This is a genomic window from Streptomyces sp. CB02009 (genome assembly GCF_001905825.1).
In the GTDB taxonomy this organism is placed as follows: domain Bacteria; phylum Actinomycetota; class Actinomycetes; order Streptomycetales; family Streptomycetaceae; genus Streptomyces.
On sequence record NZ_LIVV01000004.1, the window covers coordinates 64,958 to 80,932 of the forward strand.

Here is a 15,975-nt window from a genome sequence, read left to right on the forward strand (position 1 = left end):
GTCCGGCCGGAAGACCGGCGCTCAGCGGCAGAGCGCGTCGATGCCCTCCGAGAAACCCGCGAACTCGGCCTGCGCCTCCCCGACGATCTCCCGAGCACCCCGGCGCGGCGTCGTCGCGAACCGCCCGGCCAGCTCGGCCAGGTCCGCGTCCGGGCGCGGCTCCCGCTCCACGTACAGAGCGGCCTCCATCGGCCCGTAGCCGTCGGCGAGCACCCACAGGAAGTCGGACAGGTTCCCGGCGACGACACCGCGCTCGCCCTCCGACCCCATGAACACCACGGGCTGCTCGGCAAGCGGCTGCCCGGGCCGCACACACCAGATCGCCGCGAGACCGCCGGTCCCGTCCTGCCCGAAGACGCGGTAGTCACCGCCGTCGAGCGCGTGGTTGCCGGTCCAGTGCCGGAGCCAGTCGGTGGTCTCCTCGGCGGAGTCGAAGGCGTTGTACGGCTCGAAGTCGACGCCCTCGCCCTCGTCGCCGTAGTCGAACTCGACCCGGGCGACGGCGGCCAACGCGTCAGGAAAGCGGCGGTCGCCGCCGAACGTCTCGATCATGGCCGCAGGCTAGCCGCCCCCACTGACACCACCGGCCGCCGACCCCGCACCGGGGCCCGGCCCGTACCCCATACCGGTCCCCCTTGATCAGCGATCCACTCCACTGATCGGGGACGGTATGGAGCAAGGGGGACAGCCCGCTGCTAACGGGCCAATATCAGGGACATGGCCTCAGCACGGGTAGTAGCGTCACGAAGTTGACCACGTACCGCCGAGGTCGTCGTCTTGGCGCCCGGCTTGCGGATGCCCCGTACCGACATGCACATGTGCTCGGCCTCGATCACGACGATCGCGCCGCGCGCCTCGAGAATCCGCATCAGCGAATCGGCGATCTGCGTCGTCAGGCGCTCCTGGACCTGCGGGCGCCGTGCGAAGACGTCGACGAGACGCGCCAGCTTCGACAGGCCCGTGATCTTGCCGGTCTCCGCCGGTATGTAGCCCACATGGGCCACGCCGTGGAACGGGAGCAAATGATGTTCGCAGAAGCTAACGAGTTCGATGTCCTTCACGAGCACCATCTCATCGTGCCCGAGATCGAAAGTCGTGGTCAGGACATCCTCGGGCTCCTGGCGCATCCCGGCCAGCAGTTCGCGATACGCACGCGCAACGCGCGCAGGCGTCTTCTGCAGACCCTCGCGGTCCGGGTCCTCGCCGACCGCGATGAGGAGCTCGCGTACGGCTGCCTCGGCGCGCTTCTCGTCGAACTCGCCGATCGTGCCCTCGCCGTCCAGCGTCACCGGGTCGGTCATCTCTGTGCCTCGTTCCGTCTGACTGATGTGCGCGAAATGCCGCGCCCCCACAGGCTAAAACCTGTGGGGGCGCGGCAGCCATTCCGGGGGTGCGGGACGGTCAGTCCTCCGGGGTGTCCACCGGGGCGATCTCGATGCCCTTCGTGGTGTCGACCGCGGGGGCCGCCGAGCCGTTCGCCGTGTTCGTCAGGGCGAGCTCCTTGGGGGAGAGCACCGGCGGACGCGTGGACGGGGTACGGCGGGAGGAGCCGGTCCAGGCCGGGCGGGCCGGGCGCTTGGTGATGGCGGTGAAGATCTCGGCGATCTCCTCCTTGCCCAGCGTCTCCTTCTCCAGGAGGGCGAGGACCAGGTTGTCGAGGACGTCGCGGTTCTCGACGAGGATCTCCCAGGCCTCGTTGTGCGCGGTCTCGATGAGCTTCTTGACCTCTTCGTCGACCAGCGCCGCGACCTCTTCCGAGTAGTCGCGCTGGTGCGCCATCTCTCGGCCGAGGAAGGGTTCGGTGTTGTCGCCACCGAACTTGATCGCGCCGAGCCGCTCGGTCATGCCGTACTGGGTGACCATCGCGCGGGCCGTGGCCGTGGCCTTCTCGATGTCGTTGGCGGCGCCGGTGGTCGGGTCGTGGAAGACCAGTTCCTCCGCCGCACGGCCGCCCAGCATGTAGGCCAGCTGGTCGAGCATCTCGTTGCGGGTGGTCGAGTACTTGTCCTCGTCCGGCAGGACCATCGTGTAGCCCAGGGCGCGGCCGCGGGACAGGATGGTGATCTTGTGGACGGGGTCGGAGTTCGGCGAGGCCGCCGCGACGAGGGCGTGGCCGCCCTCGTGGTACGCGGTGATCTTCTTCTCCTTGTCCGACATGATCCGGGTCCGCTTCTGCGGGCCCGCGACCACTCGGTCGATCGCCTCGTCCAGTGCCGCGTTGTCGATCAGCTTCTGGTCGCTGCGGGCGGTGAGGAGCGCCGCCTCGTTGAGGACGTTGGAGAGGTCCGCGCCGGTGAAGCCGGGGGTGCGTCGGGCGACGGCGCCGAGGTCGACGTCCGGTGCGACCGGCTTGCCCTTCTGGTGGACCTTGAGGATCTCCAGACGGCCCTGCATGTCCGGACGGTCGACGGCGATCTGCCGGTCGAAGCGGCCGGGGCGCAGGAGGGCGGGGTCGAGGATGTCGGGGCGGTTCGTGGCGGCGATCAGGATGACGCCGCCCTTCACGTCGAAGCCGTCCATCTCGACGAGCAGCTGGTTGAGGGTCTGCTCGCGCTCGTCGTGGCCGCCGCCGAGGCCGGCGCCGCGGTGGCGTCCGACCGCGTCGATCTCGTCGACGAAGACGATGGCGGGCGCGTTGGCCTTGGCCTGCTCGAAGAGGTCGCGGACTCGGGAGGCGCCGACGCCGACGAACATCTCGACGAAGTCGGAGCCGGAGATCGAGTAGAACGGGACCCCGGCCTCGCCGGCGACGGCGCGCGCGAGGAGCGTCTTGCCGGTTCCGGGCGGGCCGTAGAGCAGGACGCCCTTGGGGATCTTGGCGCCGACGGCCTGGAACTTGGCCGGCTCCTGGAGGAACTCCTTGATCTCGTGGAGTTCCTCGACGGCCTCGTCCGAGCCCGCGACGTCGGCGAAGGTGGTCTTCGGCGTGTCCTTGGTGATGAGCTTCGCCTTGGACTTGCCGAACTGCATGACGCGGGAGCCGCCGCCCTGCATCTGGTTCATCAGGAAGAGGAAGACGACCACGATGAGGACGAAGGGGAGGAGGGAGAGCAGGATCGAGACGAAGGGCGACTGCTTCGTCGGGGAGACGGTGTAGCCCTTCTCGATCTGCCCGGCCTCGAACTTCTCCTGCAGCTTGTCCGCGACGTCGACGCCCTGGGAGCCGATGTAGCTGGCCTGGACCTTGCTGCTGTTGTCGATCTTCTGACCGTCGACGAGCTCGATCTTGATGATCTGCTCGTCACCGGTGGTGACCTTTGCCTGCTTGACCTGGTTCTTGTCGATCGCCTGGACGACCTTGCCGGTGTCCACCGTCTTGTAGCCCTCGGACGAGCCGACGACCTGCATCAGCACGACCACGGCGAGGACGGCCAGCACGATCCACATGACCGGCCCACGGAAGTATCGCTTCACGTCCATCCATACGGAGCGAGAACGCCCCGTCCCTCCTGCCCGTAGGAAAATGCTGCTGTGAGAGCTGCTGTGTGAAAAAGCTGTTCTTCGGACGGTACCTCAGCATCGTCGCCCGCGACCGCCTTCCCGTGGTTCAACGGGGGGAAGGCGGTGCGGGTTCCCCGAACGGCGCCGGCGTTCAGCCGCCGTAGACGTGCGGGGCGAGCGTGCCGACGAACGGAAGGTTCCGGTACTTCTCGGCGTAGTCGAGGCCGTAGCCGACGACGAACTCGTTGGGGATGTCGAAACCGATCCACTTGACGTCGATCGCGACCTTGGCGGCCTCGGGCTTGCGGAGGAGCGTGCACACCTCGAGGGAGGCGGGCTCGCGCGAGCCGAGGTTCGACAGCAGCCAGGACAGCGTCAGGCCGGAGTCGATGATGTCCTCGACGATCAGGACGTGCTTGCCCTTGATGTCGGTGTCGAGGTCCTTGAGGATTCTGACGACGCCCGAGGACTGGGTGCCGGCGCCGTAGGAGGACACGGCCATCCAGTCCATGGTGACGGGGGTGGAAAGGGCGCGAGCCAGATCCGCCATCACCATCACGGCGCCCTTGAGGACGCCGACGATGAGCAGGTCCTTGCCCGCGTATTCCGCGTCGATCTTCGCGGCCAGCTCTGCCAGCTTGGCGTCGATCTCTTCCTTGGTGATGAGCACCGACTGGAGGTCGGTGCCCATGTCCTTCTCGTTCACCCGGGTCACTTTCGTTGCAGCGTGCGTCAGCCTTGCCGGATGACCAGTCTGCCACCCTGGCGGCGGGCTTCGACGCGGCCGGGCAGGTTGATGGCCCCTTGGCCGCGCCAGCCGGTGATGAGCCGGTCGACTTCTTCGATGTGGCGGGCGAAGAGGGAGCCGGCGGGTGCGCCCTCGGCGATGACGGCGCGGCGCAGGACGCGGCGGCGTACGGCGGGGGGCAGTCCGTAGAGCTTGGCGCACTCCAGGGTGCCCGCCTCGTCGCGTACGCGGGTCTCGGCGTCGGCGGCCCAGGTGTCGAGGGCATCGGCGTCGTCGCGGGAGAGCTGGGCCGTTCGGGCGAGGGCTTCGACGACGCCCTTGCCGAGGGCCTTCTCGAGGGCGGGGAGGCCCTCGTGGCGGAGCCTGGAGCGGGTGTAGGCGGGGTCGCTGTTGTGGGGGTCGTCCCAGACGGCGAGTTCCTGTGCGACGCAGGCCTTGCGCACGGTCTGGCGGTCGAGCTGGAGGAAGGGGCGCCGGTAGCGGCCGGAGGCGCCGGAGATCGCGGCCATGCCGGAGAGCGAGCGGATGCCGGAGCCGCGGGCGAGCCCGAGCAGGACGGTTTCCGCTTGGTCGTCGCGGGTGTGGCCGAGGAGGATCGCGGCGGCTCCGTGCCGTTCGGCGGCGGCGTCGAGGGCCGCGTAGCGCGCGTCGCGCGCGGCGGCCTCGGGTCCTCCTTCGCGGCCGACGGTGACGGCGACGGCCTCGGAGGGGGTGAGGCCGAGGGCGGTCATGCGCGCGACGACCTCGCCCGCGCGGGTGTCGGAGCCGTCCTGGAGTCCGTGGTCGACGGTGATGCCGCCGGCGCGCACGGGAAGCTTGCGGGCCTCGAAGGCGAGGGCGGAGGCGAGCGCCATGGAGTCGGCGCCTCCGGAGCAGGCGACGAGCACGAGGGGGGTGTGTGCGTCGCGTGCGGGGGCGGGGTCGGTCTGGTGCTCGGTGAGAACGTCGTGGAGTACGCGGCGGACCGCCAGGCGTATCGCCGCGACCGCAGGATGGGGACCCATGTCCGGTGCCCTTCGTGAATGGGGTGGGGTGCCTCGGTCGGAGTCTTAACGGTCGGAAAGGGGGGTTCGGTCACTCAGAGTGCGTCGATGGTGACAGAAACCCGGCCGTTACCCGAGCATTGCACGCCTCACCCCATGCCCAGGGTCCCTCGGATGGGTGATTGGTGGGGCGTTCCGACGTGTTCCTGTGCCGTGTGCCGCACCTGTCTCACGAGTCTGCCTTACGGTGCACCCTCGCGATCCAGTCGGCGGGGGCGGCGATCTCGGTCTTGGTGGGGAGCGTGTTGGGCGAGGTCCAGACGCGGTTGAAGCCGTCCATGCCGACCTGGTCGACGACGGCGCGGACGAAGCGCTCGCCGTCGCGGTACTGGCGGAGCTTGGCGTCGAGGCCGAGGAGCTTGCGCAGGGCGAGGTCGAGGCGGGAGGCGCCGCGGGCGCGGCGCTGCTGGAACTTCTCGCGGATCTCGGCGACGGAGGGCACGACCTGGGGTCCGACGCCGTCCATGACGTAGTCGGCGTGGCCTTCGAGGAGGGACATGACGGCGGTGAGGCGGCCGAGGATCTCGCGCTGTTCGGGGGTCTGGACGAGTTCGACGAGGGAGGGGGCGGGTTCGCCCTCCTCGCCCTCGGGGCGGCCGCCGGCGAGGGTCTGGGCGGCTTCGCGGAGGCGTTCGACGACGGTGCCGGGGTCGACGTCGGTGGCGGCGAGGAACGACTGGATTTCGCCCTGGAGGTGGTCGCGGAGCCAGGGGACGGCGGTGAACTGGGTGCGGTGGGTCTCCTCGTGGAGGCAGACCCAGAGCCGGAAGTCGTGCGGGGAGACTTCGAGTTCGCGTTCGACGTGGACGATGTTGGGCGCGACGAGGAGGAGGCGTCCGCCGCCGTTGGCGCCGGCGGGGAGGTCGCGGGTGGCGGGGGCGAAGGTCTCGTACTGGCCGAGGATGCGGGAGGCGAGGAACGACAGGAGCATGCCGAGTTCGACGCCGGTGACCTTGCCGCCGACGGCGCCGAGGACGGCGTTGCCGGGGGTGGTGGAGCGGCGGTCCTGCATCTTGCCGAGGAGCGGGTTGAGGAGTTCGCGGAAGCCGGCGACGTTGGCCTTGATCCAGCCGGCCCGGTCGACGACGAGGACGGGCGTGTCGTGGAGCTCCATGCCCTCGGGGATCATCCGGGTGTAGGCCCGGACGTGTTCCTCCGAGGCTTTGGCGTGCTTGCGGAGTTCGGCGACGACCTCGCGTGCCTCGTCGCGGCTGACTTCGGGTCCGGGCCGCACGAGGCGGGTCGCGGTCGCGACCGCGAGGTTCCAGTCGACCATCCCGGATGTGCCTGCGCCACCGATGCTCGTCATGCGTCAACCGTACGGTCTCGAAGGCTGTTCGGGGTGGGTTCGGGACGGCTTCCGTGCGGGTCCGGGCGGTGTCGTCGCCGTGCCGGGGGGTGGTCAGTGCTGTGCGGCGAGGGCGGCGGAGAGGCGGTCGAGGGCGGGTTGCGCCTCGTACGGGGAGAGGGTGCTGCCGGCGAGGAACGCGAAGGCGAGGAGGCGTCCGTCGGCGGTGACGACGGTTCCGGCGAGGGTGTTGACGCCCGTCAGGGTGCCGGTCTTGGCGCGGACGAGTCCGGCGCCCTCGGTGGCGGGTGCGGTGTCGAAGCGGCCGGCGAGGGTGCCGGTGAAGCCGCCGACGGGCAGTCCGGTGAGGAGGGGGCGCAGGGCGGGGCGGGCGGGGTCGGCCGCTCGGGTGAGGAGTCCGGTGAGGAGGGCGGCGGAGACGCGGTCGCGGCGGTCGAGTCCGCTGCCGTCGGCGAAGCGGGCGCCGGCGACGGGGAGGCCGAGGCGGGCGAGTTCCCCGCGGACGGCCTGGGCGGCGCCGTCGAAGCTCGCGGGCTTCTTGCGGGCGAGGGCGGTCTGCCGGGCGAGGGCTTCGGCGAGGTCGTTGTCGCTGTGGGTGAGGGTGCGTTCGACGAGGTCGGCGAGGGGGGCGGAGTACGTGCGGGCGAGGGGGGCCGCCTCGGGGGTGCGGCCGGGGGCCGGGGTGCCGGTGATCTCGACGCCGGCTGCGGCGAGGTGGCCGGCGAAGGCGGTGGCGGTGTCGCCCGCGGGGTCGGCGGTGCGGGGCGCGGGGCCGCTCTCGCTGTCGTCGAGTCGTCCTTCGTCGGTCATGAGGGCGACGACGGGGGCGAGGTTCTCGTTGGGGCCGATGGGGTGGACCGGGGGGCCCTGGTAGAGGCTCGTGTCGTAGGCGAGGCGTACGGAGGTGTGGCCGCGGGCGGTGAGGGCGCGGGCGGTGTCGGCCGCGAGGGCCTTGAGGCGGGCCGGGTCGAGCGTGGGGTCGCCGCCGCCGGTGAGGGTGACGGTGCGGCCGTCGGGGGCGGCGGTGACGGTGGTGGCGATGCGGTGGTCGGGGCCGAGGGCGGAGAGCGCGGCCGCGGTGGTGGCGATCTTGACCGTGGACGCGGGGGTCATGGGGGTGCCGGCCCCCTCGCCGTACAGCTGCCGGCCGGTGGCGGTGTCGACGACGGAGGCGGTGCGCAGGGGGCCGAGCCCGGGGTCGGCGAGGAGCGGTACGAGGAGGGCGGCGAGGTCCGCGGGGCGGGTGGCGGGCGCCGGGGCGTGCAGGGCGGTGAGGACGCCGGGGGCGCTCGGGGCGGGTGCGGGGCGCTCGGGCGGGGCGGGTGCGGGGGGCGGGGCGTGACGTGCGCCACCCGTCGCCGGGGCGGCGGCGCGGGCCCGCTCGGCCGTACGCTGGCCCGAGTCCCACGGACCGGCCGCGGTCACCGCCACGGCGGCCAGGGCCAGTCCGAGGGCGGCGGAGCCCGCCGTGAGCTGCCACATCCTCGGCTCGGGCATTGCTGACCAGCCCCTTTCGCGATCACACACCTGCGTGAGGGACACTTAATCACCGCGCGTCGTCGCGAGCATTCAGTTGTGTTGATTCAGGAGGAGCCACCCGTGGAGTTCGACGTTCTCATCGAGATCCCCAAGGGATCGCGTAACAAGTACGAGGTCGACCACGAGACGGGTCGCATCCGTCTGGACCGTCGTCTGTTCACGTCGACGGCCTACCCGACCGACTACGGCTACGTCGAGAACACCCTGGGTGAGGACGGCGACCCGCTGGACGCGCTCGTCATCCTCGACGAGCCCACCTTCCCGGGCTGCCTGATCAAGTGCCGCGCGATCGGCATGTTCCGCATGACGGACGAGGCGGGCGGCGACGACAAGCTGCTGTGCGTCCCGGCCACGGACCCGCGCATGGAGCACCTGCGGGACATCCACCACGTCGCGGAGTTCGACCGCCTGGAGATCCAGCACTTCTTCGAGGTCTACAAGGACCTGGAGCCGGGCAAGTCGGTCGAGGGCGCGGACTGGGTCGGTCGCGCCGAGGCCGAGGAAGAGATCGAGAAGTCGTACGCGCGTGCCAAGGAGCAGGGCGGCCACTGAGCCTGTTCTGTTCTGAGCGTGTGAAGGCGGTGCACCCGTTGGGTGCACCGCCTTTCGCACATCCGTCGCACGCTCATACTGGAATCTACGGTTCCCGGGAAAGTGAGGCGGACAGAGTGGTGGCGGAGCCGGACGGCTCGAAGAACGGTCCGGGAGGGGTTCCGGAGGACCGGAAGCCCCAGTCGGACGAGGCACGGAGCGCGTTCGCGCCGCCGGTCGGGGTGGAGCAGCCCGCGCCGCCGGAGGAGGAGCATCCGACCTCCGAGTTCGCCCTTCCGCCGGGGCTGACGGCGGAGCCGCCGGCCGAGCAGGAGGGTTCGGCGTTCGCGCCGCCCGCCACGTACTCGGCCAAGAACTCGCCGCCCGCGTTCACCCCGGCGTACGGGGTGCCCCTGGTGCGGCTCTCGCAGAACGCGCCGTGGCAGGACCGGATGCGGACCATGCTGCGGCTGCCGGTGGGTGAGCGGCCGGTGCCCGAGGCGGCGCGCAAGGAGGACGAGAGCGGTCCCTCGGTGCCGCGCGTGCTCGACCTGACCCTGCGTATCGGCGAGCTGCTGCTCGCGGGCGGGGAGGGCGCGGAGGACGTCGAGGCGGCGATGTTCGCGATCTGCCGCTCGTACGGTCTGGACCGGGTCGAGCCGACGGTGACGTTCACCCTGTTGTCCGTCACGTACCAGCCGTCGCTGGTGGACGATCCGATCACGGCGAACCGGACGGTACGGCGCCGGGGCACGGACTACACGCGGCTCGCGGCGGTGTACACGCTGCTCGCGGACATCAACGCGCGGGCGCACGAGGTGACGCCCGAGGAGGCCTACGGGCGGCTCGCGGAGATACGGCGCAACCGGCACCCGTACCCCGGCTGGGTCCTGACGGCGGCGGCGGGTGTGCTCGCCGGCGCGGCCTCGGTGCTGCTGGGCGGCGGTGCGACGGTGTTCTTCGTGGCGGCGCTCGGCGCGGTGCTCGGCGACCGGCTGGCGTGGCTGTTCGCGGGGCGCGGCATGCCGGAGTTCTACCAGTTCCTGGTGGCGGCGATGCCGCCGGCGGCGATGGGCGTGCTCCTGACGATGCTGCATGCGGATCTGCGGCCGTCGGCGGTGATCACCGGTGGCCTGTTCGCGCTGATCCCGGGGCGGGCGCTGGTGGCGGCGGTGCAGGACGGTCTGACCGGCTTCTACATCACGGCCTCGGCCCGGCTCCTGGAGGTCGCGTACTTCTTCGTCGCGATCGTGGTGGGCGTGCTGTCGGTGCTCTACATCGCCGTGCAGTTCGACGCGCAGCTGAACCCGGAGGGGAAGCTGGAGGCGGTGGAGCGGCCGGTGACGCAGATCCTGGCGTCGATGGTGCTGTGCGCGACCTTCGCGATCCTGTTGCAGCAGTCGCGGGCGACGGTGCTCTTCGCGACCCTGAACGGCGGGGTGGCGTGGGTGATCTACGCGTCGATAGCGGTGACCGCCAACGGGTCGACGGTCATGGCGACGGCGGTGGCGGCGGGTCTGGTGGGCCTCTTCGGGCAGCTGATCGCCCGTTACGAGCACACCTCGTCGCTGCCGTACGTGACGGCGGCGATCGGCCCGCTGCTGCCCGGTTCGGCGACGTACTTCGGGGTGCTCGCGATCGCGCAGAACAACCTGGACCAGGGCTTCGCCTCGCTGGCGAAGGCGGCGGCCCTCGCGCTGGCGATCGCGATCGGGGTGAACCTGGGAGGCGAGCTGGCCCGCCTCTTCATGCAGGCGCCCGGCGCCGCGGCGGCCCGCCGCGCGGCCAAGCGGACGAGGGGCTTCTAGGGCGCGCGTACGGGGGCCCGGGGGCGGCGCGCGGACCGGGACGGCACAGAGGATGAGAAAGGGCCCCGCACGGTGTGCGGGGCCCTTTCGGCGCTTCGGGGGGCGGGGTCAGCGCTTGGCGTGCCGGCCGCGGGGCGGGTTGGGGGTGCCGGGGGCGTCGTGGTCACCGGGGGTGTGGTCGCCCTTGGCCTGCTCCTTCTTCGACTGGGAGCGGGACCTCAGGACCTCGATCACGATCGGCACGACGGAGATCAGGACGATCCCGACGAGGATCATCTCGATGTGCTGGTGCACGAAGTCGATCTTGCCGAGGAGGGCGCCGAGGATGGTCACACCCGCGCCCCACAGGACGCCGCCGATGATGTTGTACGTGATGAACAGGCGGTAGTTCATGCGGCTGACGCCGGCGATGATCGGCGTGAACGTGCGCACGATGGGGACGAAGCGGGCCAGGATCAGCGACTTCGGGCCGTGCTTCTCGAAGAACTCGTGCGCCTTCTCGACGTTCTCCTGCTTGAAGAGCTTCGAGTCGGGGCGCTTGAAGAGGGCCGGGCCGACCTTGCGCCCGAAGAGGTATCCGACCTGGTCGCCGAGGACGGCCGCGGCCACGATCAGCGTGCACATCAGCCACAGCGGCATGTCCAGCTTGCCGGTCGTGATCAGCAGGCCGGTGGTGAAGAGCAGCGAGTCGCCGGGCAGGAAGAACCCGATCAGGAGGCCGGACTCGGCGAAGACAATGGCCAGGACACCGATCGGACCAAAGGTCTGGATCAGATAATCCGGGTCCAACCAGCTCGGTCCGAGGGCAAGCGTGTTCACGGGTTCCGGGCTCCTGCGGTCAAGGGGGCATGGGGGCATGGGGGACGGCTGGCCCCAAGCTATCAACGTGGACCGAACCCGACCGGTTCCACCTGGCGCCCACAGGATGCGGAGAGGGCCCGCTCCCCGGAGGCTGTGGGCCAGGAGGTGTATGCCGATGGGCATCGAGGAGTACGGAGGCGGCCAGGGGTCGCACCCCGACGTACTGGTCGTGACGACGAACGACGTGCCGGGCTTCGAGATCCGGCAGGTGATCGGTGAGGTCTTCGGGCTCACCGTCCGCTCCCGCCATCTGGGCAGCCAGATCGGCGCGGGCCTCAAGTCGATGGTCGGCGGGGAGCTGAAGGGTCTGACGAAGACCCTCGTGCAGACCCGGAACCAGGCCATGGAACGGCTGGTGGAGCAGGCGCGGGCGCGCGGCGCGAACGCCGTGCTGATGTTCCGCTTCGACGTGACGGACGCGGCGGACGTGGGCACGGAGGTGTGCGCGTACGGCACGGCGGTGGTGATCGCCCCGCGCGCCTGACCCTGCGACCCGTCCCCCTTGCTGCCCGGCCCCCGGGGCTCATGCCCCGGGGCCGGGCCTCGGCCGGTTCGGGCGTCGGCGGCCCCGGGCCTGACGCGGTGTGAGGTGCACGTCCGTTCGACCCGAATTTCGGGATGTTGTGCGGCATTTGCTCACTTATGGTGGGTCGGTGGCCACCGATCATGCTCCGCCCCCTCCCCCCGCCGACGCGACCCCGCTGCGGATCCTGCTCCCCCAGGTGCTGCCCGCGCTCGTGGTCGGCGTCGCGGCGAGCCTGCTGCTCCTCGGGATCGAGGCCCTCGCGGATCAGCTCCAGGACGTCCTCTGGCACGACCTGCCGGGTGCGCTCGGCATCGGCGACTACTCCTCCCTCTGGATCATCAGCATGCTCACGGCGTCCGGCATCGCCGTGGGCCTCGTCGTCTGGAAGGTCCCCGGGCACGCCGGGCCCGACCCGGCCTCCCTGGGCCTCGGCGGCGCGCCGCTCGCCCCCGGGGTCGTACCGAGCCTGCTGCTCGCGGCCACGCTCACGCTCGCCGGCGGCGTCAGTCTCGGACCCGAGAACCCGATCATCGAGGCCAACATCGCCCTCGCCTACTGGGTGGGCCGCAGGATGGCCCCCGCCGTGCCGGGCGCCTTCTGGGTCGGCCTCGCCTCGGCCGCCACCATCGGCGCCCTCTTCGGCACCCCGGTGGCCGCCGCCCTCGTCATCTCCGAGGCCCTCGTCGGCCAGCCGGGCCGCGGCTCGCTCTGGGACCGGCTCTTCGCCCCGCTCGTCGCCGCCGGCGCCGGGTCCATGACCACCCAGCTGCTGGCCGACCCCACCTTCGACATGGGGCTCCCGCCCCTCACCGACCCCGGCTGGAGCGACCTGCTCGCCGCCCTGGTGATCGCCTCCGCCGCGGCCGTCTTCGGGCTCGCCGCCTGCTACCTCTTCCCCCATGTCCACGCCGCGTTCGGACGTCTGCGCCACCCCATGCTGATGCTGCCCGTCGGCGGCCTCGTCCTCGGCCTCCTGGGCGCCGCCGGCGGACAGATGACCCTCTTCAAGGGCCTGGACGAGGTCAAGGAGCTCTCCGCCTCGGTCGGCAGCTGGTCCTCCGGCGAGCTCGCCAAGATGGCCGTGATCAAACTCCTCGCCCTCCTCGTCGCCGCCTCCTGCGGCTTCCGGGGCGGCCGGATCTTCCCCGCCGTGTTCATCGGCGCCGCGTTCGGGCTACTCGCCCAGGCCCTCGTCCCCGAGGTCCACCCGGCGGTCGCCGTCTCCGCCGGCGTCCTCGGCGTCCTGCTCGCCACCACCCGGCAGGGCTGGATCAGCCTCTTCGTCGCCGCCGTCGTCGCCTCCTCGGCCTCGATGCTCGCCCTGCTCTGCCTGGCCTCCCTCCCCGCCTGGCTGATCGTCACCGGCCGCCCCCAGCTCGAACTCGACGCCCAGGGCAAGTCCCTGCACTGACCCCCGCCCCTCGGGGGAGCCTCCCCACCGGACAGAAGGAGTCCCCCATGCCGCTCCACAAGGGTCCTGCCGCCTCCCCCGCCGAGCCCGCCCGCCGGCTCTCCCTCAACCCGTTCTTCGGGGAGGCCGCCAACCCGGTCGGCGGCATGACCGAGGCCCCGCCCCACCACCGGCTGCCCGACGGCCCCCTTCCCCCGGCGAGCGCCTACCAGCTCGTCCACGACGAGCTGATGCTCGACGGCAACTCCCGGCTCAACCTCGCCACCTTCGTCACCACCTGGATGGAGCCCCAGGCGGGCGTCCTGATGGCCGAGTGCCGCGACAAGAACATGATCGACAAGGACGAGTACCCGCGCACCGCCGAACTGGAGCGCCGCTGCGTCGCCATGCTCGCCCAGCTGTGGCACGCCCCGGACCCGGCCGCCGCCGTCGGCTGCTCCACCACCGGCTCCAGCGAGGCCTGCATGCTCGCCGGCATGGCCCTGAAGCGCCGCTGGACCAAGCGGAACGCCGACCGCTACCCCGGCACCGCCCGCCCCAACCTCGTCATGGGCGTCAACGTCCAGGTCTGCTGGGAGAAGTTCTGCAACTTCTGGGAGGTCGAGGCCCGGCTCGTCCCCATGGAGGGCGACCGCTTCCACCTCGACGCGGAGACCGCCGCCGCGCTCTGCGACGAGAACACCATCGGTGTCGTCGCCGTCCTCGGCTCGACCTTCGACGGCTCCTACGAACCCGTCGCCGAGATCTGCGCCGCCCTCGACGCCCTCCAGGAACGCACCGGCCTCGACATCCCCGTCCATGTCGACGGCGCCTCCGGCGCCATGGTCGCCCCCTTCGTCGACGACGACCTGGTCTGGGACTTCCGGCTCCCCCGCGTCTCCTCGATCAACACCTCCGGTCACAAATACGGCCTGGTCTACCCGGGCGTCGGCTGGGCCCTGTGGCGCTCTCCCGAGGAACTCCCCGAGGAACTCGTCTTCCGCGTCAACTACCTGGGCGGCGACATGCCCACCTTCGCCCTCAACTTCTCCCGGCCGGGCGCCCAGGTCGTCGCGCAGTACTACACCTTCCTGAGGCTCGGCCGGGAGGGCTACCGGGCGGTGCAGCAGACCTCCCGCGACATCGCCCGCGGCCTCGCCGAACGGATCGAGGCCATGGGCGACTTCCAGCTCCTCACCCACGGCAACGAACTGCCCGTCTTCGCCTTCACCACCGCCCCCGACGTCACCTCCTTCAACGTCTTCGACGTCTCCCGGCGGCTGCGCGAACAGGGCTGGCTGGTCCCCGCCTACACCTTCCCCGCCAACCGCGAGGATCTGTCCGTGCTGCGCGTGGTCTGCCGCAACGGGTTCTCCGCCGACCTCGCCGGACTCCTCATCGAGGATCTGGTCCGGCTGCTGCCCGAACTGCGGAGCCAGTCCCAGCCCTTCACCCAGGACACGAGCGCGGCGACCTCCTTCCACCACTAGGGGATGTCCTGCCGGCCGGGCCGGGCGGCACTCTGACCCGTCAGTCGCCGACCGCGTCGTCGCAGGCCAGCCGGAACTCCGACCAGCGCACCCCGTCCGCGGTCAGCGCGTACGCGCAGCGCGACCCCTCCCGCAGCAGGCCCAGCGGGGTGCGGCGGGTGTGGTGCGTCCCCTCGCCGAGCCCGACGAACGTGCGGCCGCCGTCCACGCTCTCGTATCCCGAGAGCTCCGCCCCGATGCCCACCCGGCCACCGGGACCCGGCACCGGCAGGCCGAGCAGGCTGCGGGGCTGCTCGCTCGGCCCCGTCGTCCACATCCGCTGCCAGGTCCGCCCGCCGTCCACCGAACGGTGCAGCGCCCGCATCGGGTTCTTGACGGGCTCACCGCCCACCAGTTCGCCCATCTCCGCCGCGTACACCGCGTCCCTGCCCACCGCCACCGCCGTGTGCCACCCGGGGCTCGTGACGGGACTCGGCAGCCGGCTCACCGTCCAGCCGCGCCCCCCGTCCCGGGAGACGGCGACCGCCGCCCGCCCCGACAGCGGGTCCGTGCCCGACACCCACCAGGACCCGTCGGGCTCCGGCTGCTCCTGGGGCCGGGGATGCGCCCCCAGGAGGGGAGCCCGGGCCAGCGCCCGGCGCCGCCCGTCCTGCGGCGAGACCACCACGATCCGCTCCCGCTCGCAGTCGTCGGGCAGGGCATCGGGGGGCTCGGCGCAGTCGGTGCCGAGCACCGCCCCCTCGGGTATCTCCGGGGTCGTCCCGACCGTGCGCCGGTCGCCCGCCCGCCAGGTGCGCCCGCCGTCCCCGGTGAACCAGGTCCGCGAGCCCGGCCCGGCACTGCCCTCCTCGACGAGCGCCCGGCCTGGGCCGAGGGGCAGCAGGTTCGCCGATATGCCGTCCGTCCCCAGGACCCGCGGCAGCGGGGACCGCCGCAGCACCCATTTCTCCGCCCCGGCGTCCCGCACGGCCACGTGCTGCCGGCAGAAGCCGTTCTCCGGGGCCGCCGGGTCGCTCACGCACGAGGCGAGCAGCGCGAACCCGCTGCCGTCCCGCGCGAAGCCCAGACTGTGCGCCCAGCCGGGCAGCCCCGGAGCGGACGGAATCCGGGGCGGCGCCCCGAACAGCCCCGGATCCGGGCGCGCCACCGGCCCCTCGCCGCCCCCTCCCGAAGCACCCGGAGCGGACGGAACACCCGAAGCCCCCGTAGCACCGGGGCCGGCCGAAGCCCCCTGGCTCCCGGAGGCCCCCGGGCTCCTCGAACCGCCCGGGTCCACCGCCGGCTTCGAC

14 protein-coding genes are annotated in these 15,975 nt (G+C 71.7%); 5 read left to right on the forward strand and 9 right to left on the reverse strand.

Features of this window, described 5'->3' with window-relative positions:
* Window positions 1-21: 21 nt before the first annotated feature.
* From AMK27_RS16580 to dacB, 7 genes are all read right to left on the reverse strand, one after another.
* Window positions 22-552, reverse strand: a complete 531-nt coding sequence (locus AMK27_RS16580) for an SMI1/KNR4 family protein (RefSeq protein ID WP_073907916.1) — start codon at window positions 550-552, stop codon at window positions 22-24.
* Between the two features lie 143 nt (window positions 553-695).
* Entirely contained in the window at window positions 696-1,301 is a 606-nt protein-coding gene (folE, locus tag AMK27_RS16585; protein ID WP_073907919.1) for a GTP cyclohydrolase I FolE, read from the reverse strand.
* A gap of 100 nt (window positions 1,302-1,401) precedes the next feature.
* Window positions 1,402-3,420, reverse strand: a complete 2,019-nt coding sequence (ftsH, locus tag AMK27_RS16590) for an ATP-dependent zinc metalloprotease FtsH (protein ID WP_073907922.1) — start codon at window positions 3,418-3,420, stop codon at window positions 1,402-1,404.
* Window positions 3,421-3,592: 172 nt separating this feature from the next.
* Entirely contained in the window at window positions 3,593-4,132 is a 540-nt protein-coding gene (gene hpt / locus AMK27_RS16595) for a hypoxanthine phosphoribosyltransferase (protein WP_030219931.1), read from the reverse strand.
* Between the two features lie 41 nt (window positions 4,133-4,173).
* Window positions 4,174-5,193, reverse strand: a complete 1,020-nt coding sequence (gene tilS / locus AMK27_RS16600) for a tRNA lysidine(34) synthetase TilS (protein ID WP_073907925.1) — start codon at window positions 5,191-5,193, stop codon at window positions 4,174-4,176.
* Window positions 5,194-5,401: 208 nt separating this feature from the next.
* On the reverse strand, window positions 5,402-6,541 hold the full coding sequence (locus AMK27_RS16605; RefSeq protein ID WP_073907928.1) for a zinc-dependent metalloprotease: 1,140 nt from the start codon (window positions 6,539-6,541) through the stop codon (window positions 5,402-5,404).
* A gap of 93 nt (window positions 6,542-6,634) precedes the next feature.
* The gene (dacB, locus tag AMK27_RS16610) at window positions 6,635-8,038 is read right to left on the reverse strand and encodes a D-alanyl-D-alanine carboxypeptidase/D-alanyl-D-alanine endopeptidase (RefSeq protein WP_073907931.1); all 1,404 of its coding nucleotides are present in this window, start codon (window positions 8,036-8,038) and stop codon (window positions 6,635-6,637) included.
* Between the two features lie 102 nt (window positions 8,039-8,140).
* Between dacB and AMK27_RS16615 the strand changes: the two genes are divergently transcribed.
* Entirely contained in the window at window positions 8,141-8,632 is a 492-nt protein-coding gene (locus tag AMK27_RS16615) for an inorganic diphosphatase (protein WP_024758444.1), read from the forward strand.
* Between the two features lie 116 nt (window positions 8,633-8,748).
* A complete protein-coding gene (locus AMK27_RS16620; RefSeq protein WP_073907934.1) occupies window positions 8,749-10,419 on the forward strand; it encodes a threonine/serine exporter family protein in 1,671 nt (556 codons plus the stop codon).
* A gap of 108 nt (window positions 10,420-10,527) precedes the next feature.
* Here the strand turns inward: AMK27_RS16620 and AMK27_RS16625 are convergent, their stop codons facing one another.
* Complete coding sequence (locus AMK27_RS16625) at window positions 10,528-11,238, reverse strand: DedA family protein (protein WP_198955889.1); 711 nt, start codon at window positions 11,236-11,238, stop codon at window positions 10,528-10,530.
* A gap of 157 nt (window positions 11,239-11,395) precedes the next feature.
* Between AMK27_RS16625 and AMK27_RS16630 the strand changes: the two genes are divergently transcribed.
* From AMK27_RS16630 to AMK27_RS16640, 3 genes are all read left to right on the forward strand, one after another.
* Window positions 11,396-11,764, forward strand: a complete 369-nt coding sequence (locus AMK27_RS16630) for a YbjQ family protein (protein WP_073907940.1) — start codon at window positions 11,396-11,398, stop codon at window positions 11,762-11,764.
* 169 nt (window positions 11,765-11,933) lie between these two features.
* A complete protein-coding gene (locus AMK27_RS16635) occupies window positions 11,934-13,217 on the forward strand; it encodes an ion channel protein (RefSeq protein ID WP_073907943.1) in 1,284 nt (427 codons plus the stop codon).
* Window positions 13,218-13,264: 47 nt separating this feature from the next.
* Complete coding sequence (locus tag AMK27_RS16640; protein ID WP_073907945.1) at window positions 13,265-14,686, forward strand: glutamate decarboxylase; 1,422 nt, start codon at window positions 13,265-13,267, stop codon at window positions 14,684-14,686.
* Between the two features lie 40 nt (window positions 14,687-14,726).
* Here AMK27_RS16640 and AMK27_RS16645 read toward each other — a convergent pair whose 3' ends face one another.
* Entirely contained in the window at window positions 14,727-15,833 is a 1,107-nt protein-coding gene (locus AMK27_RS16645; protein ID WP_241847522.1) for a sialidase family protein, read from the reverse strand.
* Window positions 15,834-15,975: the final 142 nt, after the last annotated feature.

Coding starts and splice junctions, on each gene's coding strand:
- tilS (WP_073907925.1), bottom strand. CDS start 5,193: ATGGGTCCCCATCCTGCGGTCGCGGCGATACGCCTGGCGGTCCGCCGC.
- dacB (WP_073907931.1), bottom strand. CDS start 8,038: ATGCCCGAGCCGAGGATGTGGCAGCTCACGGCGGGCTCCGCCGCCCTC.
- AMK27_RS16640 (WP_073907945.1), top strand. CDS start 13,265: ATGCCGCTCCACAAGGGTCCTGCCGCCTCCCCCGCCGAGCCCGCCCGC.
- ftsH (WP_073907922.1), bottom strand. CDS start 3,420: ATGGACGTGAAGCGATACTTCCGTGGGCCGGTCATGTGGATCGTGCTG.
- AMK27_RS16630 (WP_073907940.1), top strand. CDS start 11,396: ATGGGCATCGAGGAGTACGGAGGCGGCCAGGGGTCGCACCCCGACGTA.
- hpt (WP_030219931.1), bottom strand. CDS start 4,132: ATGGGCACCGACCTCCAGTCGGTGCTCATCACCAAGGAAGAGATCGAC.
- AMK27_RS16580 (WP_073907916.1), bottom strand. CDS start 552: ATGATCGAGACGTTCGGCGGCGACCGCCGCTTTCCTGACGCGTTGGCC.
- folE (WP_073907919.1), bottom strand. CDS start 1,301: ATGACCGACCCGGTGACGCTGGACGGCGAGGGCACGATCGGCGAGTTC.
- AMK27_RS16605 (WP_073907928.1), bottom strand. CDS start 6,541: ATGACGAGCATCGGTGGCGCAGGCACATCCGGGATGGTCGACTGGAAC.